The sequence below is a fragment of the Pedobacter sp. MR2016-19 genome, assembly GCF_014947265.1.
Taxonomy (GTDB): domain Bacteria; phylum Bacteroidota; class Bacteroidia; order Sphingobacteriales; family Sphingobacteriaceae; genus Pedobacter.
This window is the reverse complement of the sequence record NZ_JADCNK010000011.1, coordinates 82,244-95,071: the sequence shown is the minus strand read 5'-3', so window position 1 is coordinate 95,071 and position 12,828 is coordinate 82,244. Positions and strand designations below refer to the sequence as shown.

The window sequence follows — 12,828 nt, the reverse complement described above, 5'->3', positions numbered from 1 at the left end:
TCTTGTTTGTTTAACCACAAAGGACGCAAAGTTTTTTCGCAAAGAAATTGAAGACCTTAACCTCTGTGCCCTTTGCGTATTCCTTCTTTTCTTTGCGGTTGAAGTTTAAAAACCAGCATTCATTAATTCGGTATTGATGAACTGAATTTCTTCAGCGTTTAATTTTACGTTTATCGCTCCTGCATTTTGTACCGCTTGTTTTTCATTCCTTGCGCCGACCAAAGCTATGGTTATGCCCGGGCGTTCAACCGTCCAGCGTAACACCAACTGAGATAAGGTAGCATTTTTCTCATCGGCCAACGGTTTTATTTTAGCCAAAAACGCATTTGTTTTTTCGATACTTTCCGGTGAGAAAAATTTATTACCCTGACGATGATCGCCTTCTTCAAACTTATAATCAGCAGTCATTTTTCCGGTCAATAAACCACGTTCTATCGGACTATAAGCCAGAACCGATTTATTGTTTTCGATACAATATGGAACAGTTTCCTCTTCAACACCACGGTTTACCATACTAAATGGGATCTGGTTAGAAATAATTTCTAAAGTCTGATCTGCTTCTTTTAATTGCGCTGCATCATAGTTGCATACGCCTGCATAACGCACTTTACCCTGTTCAATTAACCTGCTCACGGCTTCGAAAGTTTCGCTGATCGGTGTGGTTACATCAGGCCAGTGGATCTGGTAAAGATCTATATAATCGGTACCCAGCCGTTTCAAAGATTGCTCGCATTCGTAAATTACACTTTCTTTTCCGGCATATTTATAAATGTCGATCTCCTTTCCATCATTGTTTTTACTCTTAAAGCCGAAATCACCTTTGGCCAGATCCCAACGCATCCCGAATTTGGTGACTAATTGTAATTTATCGCGTGAAATGCCTTTTATTGCATCGCCTACAATTTCTTCACTATCTCCCTGACCATAAATTGGTGCCGTATCAATTGAAGTAACCCCTAAATCATAACCGGCTTTAATTGCATTAATGGCATCGTTTCTATCTGTGCTTCCCCACATCCAGCCGCCAGCAGCCCAGGCGCCAAATGTGATTACCGAAAGTTCTAAATCTGAGTTTCCAATTTTTCTGTATTCCATAATTATTTTTTAATGATTTGATCAACCGCATAACTGTTATGCGGCAGGTAAGCGAGTAGTACCGATAAAAATGCCACATGGATAAGTTGAGAAGGCAGTGCCTCCCAGTTCTCAATTAACGTTGTTCCGAAAATTAGCGCTAACGAAATCACTCCGGCAAATAATAAACCTTGCCTGGTAAATAAACCTAAGATAATCATTATACCTGCAATAAATTCGGCAAAAGGCAAAACAGAACTGAAAGAAATAACCAATGCATCAGGCAAATACGATTTCGAAAATTGCCCCACCATCCATTTACTAAAACCAGCAAGTTTTGGTAAACGCACCAAACCATGTCCGAAAAAACTTAAACCAATGGCTAAGCGGCTAAGTAAATATGCCCATTTTTTATCCATAAATATCGATGTACTACAAACATACAATCTCCACATTAAGGATGTTTTAATGCAACAATTATTAGACTGATATTTTACCTTTCAATGGCGGAAAGCAGAGGGCGAAGAGCGGAGAGTGTGGAGCGTTAGGCGTATGACTGAAAACGCCTCACGCTATTCGCCTGACGCTCGCTAAACTTTTTTCACCAAAAATTTGGAGATAACAAAACAACATCATACTTTAGTGTATTATTTAACTAATACAGTAGATATGATCAACATTAACAATCTTAATTTTGGCTACAGTAAGCATAAGCCATTATTTAAAAATATGAGCATGCGGTTAAGCAACGGCCATATTTACGGTTTGCTCGGTAAAAACGGCGCAGGCAAATCAACATTATTAAAAAACCTCGCTGGTTTGGTGTATGCACAGAGCGGTACGTTGGAGGTAATGGGTTATGACCCTGCGAAAAGACAGCCCGCACTTTTAGAGCAGATCTGTTTTATTCCGGAAGAATTTTATTTACCATCGGTAAAAATTGATGCGTATATAAAAGCCAACGCCCCTTTCTATAAAAGCTTCGACCATAACTATTTCACTGATCTGATTAAAGAATTTGATATTCCGGTTGAACAGAAACTCATCAATATGAGCTATGGACAGAAGAAAAAAGTAATTATCGCCTTCGGTCTGGCCACCCAGGCTAAACTCGTGATTATGGATGAACCTACTAATGGTTTAGACATTCCATCAAAAGCACAGTTCAGAAAAATTATGGCTTCAGCAATGACAGATGAACGCTGTATTATCATTTCTACGCACCAGGTTAGAGATTTGGATAACCTGATTGACACAGTGATTATGCTTGATGAGAACGATATTGCCCTTAAAGCAACAGTAGAAGAAATTACTGCAAAATTAACCTTTAAAAAAGTAAAAGAAATTGATGACAGCATTATTTATGCTGAACCATCCCTCTCTGGTTATAACGCTGTAATGCCAAACTACCACCAGGAAGAAAGCAAATTAGATATGGAGCTACTTTTTAATGCCATACTCGCAGAAAAAATCAAATTTAAACCTCTATTCAGTTAAGCGATGAACAACACATTTAATATTAATCGATTTGGCTTATTGCTTAAAAGACAATGGCTTGATTTTGGAAAAATTTACCTGATCAGCCTTGTGGTATTGTTGGGAATTGTGGTAGGGCTTTACAGTTACAGTATACCCTCGCCTCTTAAGAGCAATAATTTTGACTACGACGGCGACCTTGATATGCGTTTCAGATATGGTTTATTTTTAATGCTGGGTTTCATTTTTATAAGCGTTGTTGCCAGCAGCTATTTTGCATTGCTGGGTCAAAAATCAAGAGCAATTTTAGAACTGATGACGCCCGCATCGGTATTCGAAAAATTTCTGGCAGGGGTAGTTTACACTGCAATAATAAGTTTGTTTAGCTACCTGTTGATCTTTTATTTAACAGATCTCGCTTTTGTAAAATACCTGAATGGTCACCTTGATGCTTTTAAAGGACTGTCACCCAATAACGCTATTGTTAAACCAGTTGAAGCTATTAATTATCAGGTATTTAACGATGAAGGTTATAGAAAATATTGCAGCTATTTTTTCGCATTTCCCTTTCTTATTACCAGCGTATTCCTTTTAGGATCGGTCTACTTTAATCGTTTCCATTATATTAAAACAGCGCTATCTGTAATGGTCTTTACAGGCCTGGCATCTTACCTCGTGGTTAAACTTTCTATGTGGTTAATGGAAGGTAAAGTTGCCAATCATCATAATTTTAGAAAAGAAGATAGAGACTGGATTTTGCTAATAGTTTTATTGGTAACAAGCATTATCACCCTAATTATCTGGACGATTACTTACATCCGTCTAAAAGAAAAAGAAGTTTAATTACAAGGTATAGATATGGAATTTAGAGATAATAAGGCAATATACCTTCAAATTGCAGAATACGTTTGTGAACATATTTTGCTCGGAAAATGGAAAGCCGAAGAAAAAGTACCCTCAGTTAGGGAATTAGCGATTGAACTTGAAGTTAATCCAAATACAGTAATGCGTACCTACGAATTGCTACAAAATAAAAGCATTATCAATAATAAAAGGGGAATCGGCTTTTTCGTTAGTGATGATGCCATTGAACATGTGAAAAACTACAGAAAAGTTTTATTTATGGATGATGAACTTCCGGTATTATTCAGGAACATTTATTTATTAAATATTGGATTTGATGAACTGAAAAGCAAATACGAAACATTTATAAAAGAAAATTTTAACGCTTAAAATATGAAAACAAGCAATAAATTATTAATCAGCCTCGCGGTGCTATTAATTGTTGTCCCAATCTTAGTGGTAGGCATAAATATCAAGGTAAATTATACAGAAAAAGGTCCTGAGGATACCTATTTAGGAACACAAAACATCAACAATGAGTCTTTTGAACAAAAATCGAAAGAAAGGGTTAGCATTTCATTGCAATCGCCTTTCAATGCAGTTCAGATTAAAGATGCAAAGGGTTTTAGTGTACAACTTTTTGTAAAAGAAGATAACCAGTATGGACTTAAGATTCAAGAAAAGTTTAAAAATGATTTAAAGTATGAAGTAGATGCAAACGGCGTACTTCAACTATCGATTAAAAATTTTAGTGGGGATAATGGCATTGAAAAAATTGTTATTGTGATTTACTGCCCGAAGATCAGCGAAGTTTCAGTTGCAAATTCGAACATTTTGGAATTTAGTGCCCATTCTGATGCTGTAACCTTAAACTTAGATAATGTTGAAGATCTATTTTTAAGCGGGGATATTACGAACAACGATGCAAAAGGAAAAACCATAAGTGTAATTAACCCAACTAAGATTGGTAAACTTTACCTTAACCTAAATAAAACTAAGTTCAGCGGTTATACAAATTCTTTTAAGGATCTGTATGTTATTGCAAATAATTCAGAACTTGAAATCGGAAATATGGATGAAAACAACAAAACGCCATTTCCTTTTGATAATCTGAGTATTAAAACAACAGATACATCAAGTGTAAAACTTCAAAATGTTAATGTAAAAACCTTTGTGGCCGATTTCTCAGATGCTACAACTTTACAGATCCCAACACCCTTACTTAAACAGCTGTTTAAGTAATAATTTTACTCCCGATAAGATTCGTTTATCGGGATTTTTTATTCAATAATGTATTTTCACATACCTTTTCTTCTGGTTATGTAAAAAAGGCATGATTTTTAAGCTAACTAATAGGCAAAAGTTTAACTTGAGCCAATTAGTTTTTTACATTATCAGCCATCAATGAAGCGATACTTCCTTTTACTTTCCCTGAGCTTATTTGTTTTTAGCCACGTAAAGGCAAAAACAGATACCCTTTCTATTACCTTAGATAACGTTAAATACCCTTATCCGGTTAAATATTTCGCCATCAATACCGAAGGACAGGATCTTAAAATGGCCTATATGGACGTCGCACCTACTGCAAATACAAATGGCAAAACAGCAATTCTTTTCCATGGAAAAAATTTCGGCGGTTATTATTGGGGCAACGTCATCAAAGCATTAACCAACATTGGTTATCGGGTTATTGTTCCTGATCAGATCGGTTTTGGAAAATCATCAAAAGCATTTATCCATTACAGCTTTCACCAGATGGCGGCCTGGAACAAAAAACTCCTGGATACCTTAGGCATTCAAAAAACGGTGGTTTTAGGCCATAGTATGGGTGGTATGCTGGCCACACGCTTTGCTTTAATGTACCCCGAAACAACCCAAAAACTACTGCTCGAAAACCCGATTGGTTTAGAAGATTATAAAACTTTTGTTCCTTACGTTACCACCGCACAGCAATACCAAACCGAGTTAAAAACTACGGCAGAAAGTGTTAGGAAATATTATCAAGGCTCTTATTTTACGTATTGGAAACCTGAATATGAATACCTGGTTGATATTGCCGGAGGGGTAACTAATAGTGCTGATTATCCGCGCTGGGCTAAAGTAGCTGCACTCACCTATACCATGATTTATGAACAGCCTGTGGTTTATGAATTTCAGAATTTAAAGGTACCTGCCGTTTTATTTATCGGCAAAGAAGATAAAACCATTGTGGGCAAAGGTTTACTTACACCTGATCAACAGGCTTTACACGGCCAGTACAGACTTTTAGGCAAACAGACAGCTGCCAAAATTATAGGGGCTAAAATTATCGAGTTTGATGCCTGTGGCCATATTCCACATATCGAAATTCCAACGGAATTCTTGGTGGCATTAACGGGGAGTTTGTAGTTTTTTAAAAGACCTCTCAGGTTTCAGAACGGCGAAGCCATCAATGAGGCCACTAAAAACATCAAACACTCCGAATTAAACCTGCGAGGTCTAATATCTATGAAAGTCCAGGTAAATCTAACACTTAGATGCGCTAGGCTGGCTTAGGTGGTCAAAAGAAAATGAAGCAGTAAAAATAGTTTCCTCCGTTTCGTTGCTCTTAAGTCGAGATGACGATCAACTATAAGCCTAATTAATTCACCTCTTTCCCCATGATTTTATTAATACCCTGCATCTCAAAATCAATGTCTTGTCCCATCGATTTCATTTTCCCATACAGCTCTATACGCAGGTGACTGTTCAGCACGATCCCGGTCTTAATATCGATAGATGTTTCTCCTGAGTTGGTCCCTTTTAAATCGGTTTCCATTTTATTGCCCATAGCCTCAAAACTTCCTTTTGATACCAGTGCACCTTTTACGCTCAGGGTCGCAATCCCATCTTTCACTTCTTTCAAAGTGTATTCCGTAATGGTTTCTATAGGCATACTCATTTGCAGTTTTGTATCAACCGTCCATTTATCGCCAATTTTAACAGCTCTTTCCGGATATATTTTAAACGAAGATTCCATGGTCTGTTTTACCACTTCTTCGCTGAACTGTTTGCTTAAGGCATTTTTGATCTGTTTTACCTGACTGGTATCTGTAGTCATTTTTGACGCCATATTGTCGAGCATTTTATCAATGCCCGCAACCGTTTTTATCCCTCCGTATGGCGTTACCGTCATAAAAAAAGAAGCGCCCTTTAAACCACTAAATGGATTTTTTTTGGTGCTGTCCTGCTCATCCGAATTATAGGTCATTGTAGTGCCCATCGCAACCGATTTCATAAAAATCCTGTTGTAGGTTACTTTCACATCTTTTTCTCCATTATGGCCTTCGGTAATATCGAAAGTATAATCCGTGCCTATATTTTGGGTTAAATGCACATCCCGACCGCCAATTTTCTGATTGATGATCTGATCAGAGTTAATGGAGAAATCATACCGATAACCTGTCGGATAATTTTGCCTTAATACATAAGTTTTCTGCGCAAAACTGCTGATCGAAATCAGACTACAGATTATGGTTGCCAATATTCTCATTCGATAATTCATTTTAACCGGCAGGCTGTTGCGCAAAAATGCGACTTAACTGAAAATACAATTCAGGATGTTTATCTTTTAACAGCTCAGGCTTTTCAAAAAAATATTCTGAAACTACGGCAAAAAATTCAGCCTGATTAGTGATAGCATAAGGGTTGATATCCGACTTGTTATCCTCAATTTTTTCCATTTCTTCATGCATCATTTTAATCCATGGTAAAGTGTACTCATGTGCCAATAAATTTTCAGGAACACCATCAGTTGCCCCATCCGATTTATCCAAAAGATGAACAAATTCGTGTATTGCTGTATTTTCTTTCCCGGCACTTTTAGAAAAACCATGGCGCAGCGCCGAACGCGATAAAATCATCTGTCCGTTCATATAACCTGTACCCACCATACCCATAATATTCCTTTCCCCGCCATCAAACTGAAAATCCTTGTTAAAAGTATCAGGATATAATAAGACGCTGGTTAAGTTTTTGTATTGCCAGTCATCGAAACCAAAAATCGGAATCACGGCGCTCGAAGCAATCAGCAATTCATCTAAAGTTGTCATTTCCAAACCTACTGCTTCAATTTTAACCGTACTAAAAAATGCAGCTACCTTTTGCTCAAACCTAAGTTTATCAGTCGAATCAAGATTATGATAATAAGCAACATAATCATCCAGAATCTTTTTGTCCACGTCCGTTAAAGGCTCAACAGCAACCTTCTTTTTTTTAAGAATAAGGTAAAGAGCGATCAAAAAAATAGGGATTAAATAAGCAAATGGCAACGAGTTCATAATAAAGATTACACAGATTAGAGTGATTACGCGGATTTAAGGTGATTACACCGATAATAGATTGTACAAATTGGAGGTTAGCTTTCGATGATTTCTAATTGAACCAGAACATCTTCCCTGGTAACCGGATATGGCTGATTATTGGTTATCGCCTGATAAACAGCTTCGAAAAGGGGCAGATAACTTCCTACCTCCGATTTGATGATTTCTTCTATTTTGTTCCCATCTATATCAATAGTGGTTAATAAACCATCCTTATTTGCAGGCTCAACGCCGTAGCCTGGATCAGTTAATTTCATGCCCGCCAGTAATTGTTCTTCCTGAATATCGGTCCTTTGTTTAATAAAGCTACCATTTACGCCATGTAAAATAAAGCCTGGCTGTGGGTTTACCACCAACATACTCGAGGTTACGAAAACATTTACACTGTCGGGATAGCTCAATTGGATCGAGAAATAATCGTCAACCAAGGTACCTGCCCTGTTTTTACCCAAAATTTTATGAAAACTCAATGGCTTGCCAAATAAACTGATCACCTGATCTAAAAGGTGTGGACCTAAATCGTATAACAGTCCGCTGGCCTCTACCGGCTTTTCTTTAAATGCCTTCGGTCCGATCACATTGCGGTAACGATCGTAACGCAAATGAACTTCAACCAGCTTACCCAGCTTGCCACTTTCAAGCACTTTTTTTACTGAAGTAAAATCACTGTCCCAACGGCGGTTTTGGTAAAAGAAAATCTGTTTACCAACGCTATCGGCCAGTTCGAAAAGTTCTTTGGCCTGCACAGTGTTAGCGGTAAAAGGTTTTTCAACCAGAATATGTTTATGCGCATTTAATGCGGCTTTCGAATGTTCATAATGAAGGTTATTTGGGGTATTAATCACCACTAACTCAATTTCTTCATCGTTCAAAAGTTCATCAACGCTGTTGTAACTAATAATATTGGGATAATCGTTAACTGCATTTTTATGGCTTCGCTCTACTACGGCCTTTAGATTGAAACCATCATATGCATTTAGGAATGGCGCGTGAAAAACCTTACCTGACATCCCATAAGCTAATAAACCTGCATGAATTGTTTTATTGATATTCGTATCCATAGGTTATAAATGTAACCAAAAATACCATTACCATTCAAGCTTAAGTGTTAAAAAGCCTAAACGTTTTACTTAAGGCTTACACGTTTTTACACTATCTTTGCAGATATGAAGCCGTCGGAGATTAATGCCAAATGGAAAGTTTTACAGGAAAGGATTTCAACTGAATTTGATTCGGATTTTCCTGATTTAAAGGTGATGCTTTTTCTCATCGGCGTTCAGGAATTGGGCAAAGGTCCGAAGAAATACAGTAAACGCCAGAAAGAAGAACTGATGCACATTGCTACCTGCCGTTTGTTGAGCGAAATGGGCTTTTATGAACTAGAGGGTTTGGATCAGGATGGTTGGCCGCACTGGAAGTTAATTAAAGCGATTCCGCCTTATACCATGTTGGAGCAGGAAATGCTAGTGAAATCGCTGGTGGTGAGTTATTTCGAAGATATTTATTCTGCAGACTAAATCTTATCGTATCCGTGGTGTTGGATATTCCCATCCGACACAAGTCTATTTAAAGAGTTATTTAAGTGTTTTGGAAAGCAGGGCCTCTGCTTTTTTTTTGTTAGTCGGGCTTTTTGCTATATCCCGATGAAAAATCGGGTATGCCGCTTCAATCCCGTTTAAAAAATTCTGCTGGTGCAACTATTTAGGGTTGCTGGTGCGCTGGAAAAACTTACGAAGTTGTCCTCGGCTTGGGCTAAGCGAAACTCGTCAGTTTGGCCTGATCAACGTCAAACCTAAGTTAACTAAACCCGACAGTAGCGGACATCCCGACGTAAAGTCGGGATAAAGCGAATGGCGGGACTATCGGAACCGATAAAAACAGGAACCTGCTTTTCAAAAAAAGATGAGAATATAAACTAGCAGTGTCAGATGGAAACATCAGACACCACAACCCAACGATTAAAAACAAAAAACCCCGGTGAATGTACACCAGGGCTGCATATATAATGACCTCATAGGTAGAGGGAATGTGCGGTATTATCCTTGTTTTTGCGCTGATGCTTTTAATGCATCGTTAGCCACGATTACAATTTCCACACGACGGTTAGCTGCACGGCCTGCGTCAGTAGTGTTATCTGCAATCGGTTCCGCAAAACCTTTACCCATGGTAACTAATCTTGATGATGGAACACCTTGAGAAACGGCATAAGCTTTAACTGCTGCAGCTCTTCTTTCTGAAAGGCCCATGTTATATTGTTCGGTACCACGGCTATCGGTATGGCCGATAATTTTGATATCTGTATCAGGATATTGATTTAGTGACGAAGCTAAACTCTGAATATTGGTTTTAGCTGCATCTTTTAAAGCAGTTTTATCGAAATCGAATAAAATACCACTATCAAATTTTACAATAATACCCTCTCCTTCACGAATAACTTCCGCATTAGGTATGGCTTTTTGGATTTCAGCTGCCTGTCTGTCCATTCTACGACCGATAAAAGCACCCGCTGTACCACCAATAGCACCACCGATTAAAGCGCCAACTGCTGTATTACCAGCTTTTTTACCGATTAATGCACCAATAACACCACCAGCTGCAGCACCAATACCAGCTCCTTTTTGTGTTTTAGTTAAACTATCACAACTTTGGAATGCCATCGAACCTACTGCTAACCCTATACTTAATGTTGCTATTTTTACTTTTGAAATACTCATGATATGATAGATTTATAATTTCTACCCGACATATTCAAACACAATGCCAAAAACTAATATAACCGTATTTTCGGCCCATTTCGATAGTTTACGCTACAAACAGTATTCTTATTTACAAAAAGAGTCCTGATAAATCAGGACCTTTCTCACATATTGTATCATTCTTAGTACAAAAACTATGCAGAGAAATAACTCTCCAATTCTTTTAAAGTATTTTCGTCCGTTTTAAAATCTTTGATCACTTTCCCTTTTTCTACCAGAACAATCCTGCTACAAACATCGGTAACATGGTTTAAATCGTGACTAGAGATAAAAGTTGTCATGTTGCCTGCCTGTGCTTTTAACAAATTCTTTAAGCGGATCTGCGTGGTTGGATCGAGGTTGGCAAAAGGTTCATCCAAAATTAAGATCTCGGGCTTTTGCATCAAAGCGGCAGCAATACCCACTTTAACCTGGTTTCCCTTGCTAAAATCGCGGATGTATTTACCACTATTGAGGATTTCGCCATTAAAAAACTCGCCGTATTGGTTAAGGTATGCAGAAACATCGGCGACACTTAAATTGTGTAAACTGCCAATAAAAATAAAATACTCTTCAGGCGTCAAATAATCGATCAGGAAACCTTCGTCCAAAAATGATGCGGTATAATCTTTCCAGGTATCATTCTGCATAACATTTTGGCCTTTCGATAAAACCTCGCCTGTGGTTGGGCGAATCAGGTCTAAAAGCATCCTAAAGAAAGTAGTTTTACCGGCACCGTTATTTCCTACTAAACCCACGGTTTCTCCGGCAGCAATCTGTAGATCTTCGATGTTTACAACGGTTTTATCGCCATAAACTTTTTGTAATTTTTTAACTTCTAAAATCATAATTATTCTCTAAAGCCTTCGGCAATTTTATATCGTTGTTTTTCAAGTCTTTTTGCAATGTAGTTTACCCAGAAGCCCCGCATCAACAGCATAATCAAACCGAATATGCCAACTACAGCTAATCCCCAGTAAGGTTTATTTAATATACCAAAGGGTACATACATTAAAATAGGCGTAAGTGCATAAGGGAACATTAAAAGCCATTGGGTAGCACCGGTTCCCTGGTAATTAAAGCTTGCAGCTTTAGTTATATCCAGGCGTTTATAGTTTAAGGTAGCAAGGTAAAGCACTACAACAGTTCCAAAACCGATGTTATAGAAATAAGCCGCCAAGTGCAGAAGCAATAATTTCGGACTTAAAAAGCCATAAAAACTGGCCAATACAGTAATAATGGTACAGCCAATGGTAAAAAGCAAAAATTTAGCCTTAATATAATCTTTAAAATTGATTTTGTTGGCCAATATGCCATCAAAATGGGCACTTTGCCAGGCAAACATAAACTGACCATAAATAATGATAGAAACGCCAGTCATAAAAATGGCACCAAACATCATCTGACCAAAAGCATCACTATTGATTGCTTTTTCCTTATAGAAGATAAATCCATAAAAGAGGAAAAAGAACCCCAGAATTACCGCGGAGCGAGGGCGTTTATGCCGTAAGATTAATTTCAACTCTAAAGCGGCCAGCTCGCCAACTTTCCCAAAACGGTTAAGGAAAGCATAATCGGTACTGCCTTTTTTCTCTTGTTTACTACTTAACTCTTCTACATACAAGTTTTTACGTAAGAAAGTAGAGTTAAGGTAAAATATAGCTACAGCTGCCAGGGTAAATGCAAAGGCATAATAAGGGTGCGCAGCAATGGCACGGAACACAAAATCGGAACCGGCCATGATTGAAATTACCTTATAGTATTCCAATGCGGCAAATGACGCAATTATAACCAATCCAAAAAAGGTATAAAGGGTATTGGTGATCGATTTACGCTTGATGTACAGCACGAGATAGTTGTTAAAAACCATGATTGAAAATATCGAAACGATATACATGATGGTAGCAACAGCACCTAGTGCAGGCGCAATTTTAATGAAGCAGAAGGGCAGAAAAATAAAAAATGGCCAAAGGTTAAATGCGGAAAAAAGCGCCTTAACATTTAAAAACCTGATGATTTTACTCCTCGAAATCCTTAAATGCAGATAAGGGATAATACTTAAGGTTGGCAGCTCCTGAAACTGCAGGCGCATGATAAAATCAAATGCGAAATAATAAAGGATGATACCGTTGAAACTTTTAATTACATCTTGGTTTGGAAAAAAGTAAGCCAATAAATGAGACATACCAAGACCGGCACCAAGTGCCAAAGAAAAAAAGTACAACATAAAGAAACCCAAAACAATCTGGCCAGCAATACTACTGCCTCTGTTCCGCGAACGCCAGAAAGATTTTCTTTGATGGCTTAAAAAAGTACTCAGCATATTTAGTTTAGGTGTTTGATTTTTAGTCAATATACCT

General features: G+C 37.8%; 14 protein-coding genes. 6 read left to right on the top strand and 8 right to left on the bottom strand.

Annotated features, from left to right (window positions below):
* Positions 1-105: 105 nt before the first annotated feature.
* Both IM793_RS15405 and IM793_RS15400 read right to left on the bottom strand, forming a co-directional pair.
* Complete coding sequence (locus IM793_RS15405; protein ID WP_193422824.1) at positions 106-1,095, bottom strand: aldo/keto reductase; 990 nt, start codon at positions 1,093-1,095, stop codon at positions 106-108.
* 2 nt (positions 1,096-1,097) lie between these two features.
* Complete coding sequence (locus IM793_RS15400) at positions 1,098-1,529, bottom strand: DoxX family protein (protein ID WP_227256269.1); 432 nt, start codon at positions 1,527-1,529, stop codon at positions 1,098-1,100.
* 214 nt (positions 1,530-1,743) lie between these two features.
* Between IM793_RS15400 and IM793_RS15395 the strand changes: the two genes are divergently transcribed.
* The 5 genes from IM793_RS15395 to IM793_RS15375 all read left to right on the top strand — a co-directional run bounded on the left by IM793_RS15395 (position 1,744) and on the right by IM793_RS15375 (position 5,781).
* Complete coding sequence (locus IM793_RS15395) at positions 1,744-2,571, top strand: ATP-binding cassette domain-containing protein (protein WP_132399509.1); 828 nt, start codon at positions 1,744-1,746, stop codon at positions 2,569-2,571.
* Positions 2,572-2,574: 3 nt separating this feature from the next.
* Positions 2,575-3,393: a hypothetical protein gene (locus tag IM793_RS15390; protein WP_132399511.1), complete on the top strand. Its 819-nt coding sequence runs from the start codon at positions 2,575-2,577 to the stop codon at positions 3,391-3,393.
* Between the two features lie 15 nt (positions 3,394-3,408).
* Positions 3,409-3,783, top strand: coding sequence for a GntR family transcriptional regulator (locus IM793_RS15385; protein ID WP_193422822.1), 375 nt, complete (start codon positions 3,409-3,411; stop codon positions 3,781-3,783).
* Between the two features lie 3 nt (positions 3,784-3,786).
* A complete protein-coding gene (locus tag IM793_RS15380; protein ID WP_193422820.1) occupies positions 3,787-4,635 on the top strand; it encodes a hypothetical protein in 849 nt (282 codons plus the stop codon).
* A 162-nt stretch (positions 4,636-4,797) separates the two neighbouring features.
* On the top strand, positions 4,798-5,781 hold the full coding sequence (locus IM793_RS15375) for an alpha/beta fold hydrolase (RefSeq protein WP_193422818.1): 984 nt from the start codon (positions 4,798-4,800) through the stop codon (positions 5,779-5,781).
* Positions 5,782-6,013: 232 nt separating this feature from the next.
* Here the strand turns inward: IM793_RS15375 and IM793_RS15370 are convergent, their stop codons facing one another.
* The 3 genes from IM793_RS15370 to IM793_RS15360 form a co-directional block, all read right to left on the bottom strand.
* A complete protein-coding gene (locus IM793_RS15370; protein WP_193422816.1) occupies positions 6,014-6,904 on the bottom strand; it encodes a DUF6263 family protein in 891 nt (296 codons plus the stop codon).
* A 13-nt stretch (positions 6,905-6,917) separates the two neighbouring features.
* Complete coding sequence (locus IM793_RS15365) at positions 6,918-7,691, bottom strand: zinc-dependent peptidase (RefSeq protein ID WP_121284490.1); 774 nt, start codon at positions 7,689-7,691, stop codon at positions 6,918-6,920.
* Positions 7,692-7,768: 77 nt separating this feature from the next.
* Positions 7,769-8,794, bottom strand: coding sequence for a Gfo/Idh/MocA family oxidoreductase (locus IM793_RS15360; protein ID WP_193422814.1), 1,026 nt, complete (start codon positions 8,792-8,794; stop codon positions 7,769-7,771).
* A 105-nt stretch (positions 8,795-8,899) separates the two neighbouring features.
* On the opposite strand from IM793_RS15360, the gene IM793_RS15355 reads away from it, so the two are divergent.
* The gene (locus tag IM793_RS15355; RefSeq protein WP_193422812.1) at positions 8,900-9,250 is read left to right on the top strand and encodes a hypothetical protein; all 351 of its coding nucleotides are present in this window, start codon (positions 8,900-8,902) and stop codon (positions 9,248-9,250) included.
* A gap of 519 nt (positions 9,251-9,769) precedes the next feature.
* On the opposite strand, the gene IM793_RS15350 is transcribed toward IM793_RS15355, so the two are convergent.
* From IM793_RS15350 to IM793_RS15340, 3 genes are all read right to left on the bottom strand, one after another.
* A complete protein-coding gene (locus IM793_RS15350) occupies positions 9,770-10,447 on the bottom strand; it encodes an OmpA family protein (protein WP_121284492.1) in 678 nt (225 codons plus the stop codon).
* Between the two features lie 176 nt (positions 10,448-10,623).
* The gene (locus IM793_RS15345) at positions 10,624-11,316 is read right to left on the bottom strand and encodes an ABC transporter ATP-binding protein (protein ID WP_121284493.1); all 693 of its coding nucleotides are present in this window, start codon (positions 11,314-11,316) and stop codon (positions 10,624-10,626) included.
* 2 nt (positions 11,317-11,318) lie between these two features.
* Positions 11,319-12,791, bottom strand: coding sequence for a DUF5687 family protein (locus IM793_RS15340; RefSeq protein WP_193422809.1), 1,473 nt, complete (start codon positions 12,789-12,791; stop codon positions 11,319-11,321).
* Positions 12,792-12,828: the final 37 nt, after the last annotated feature.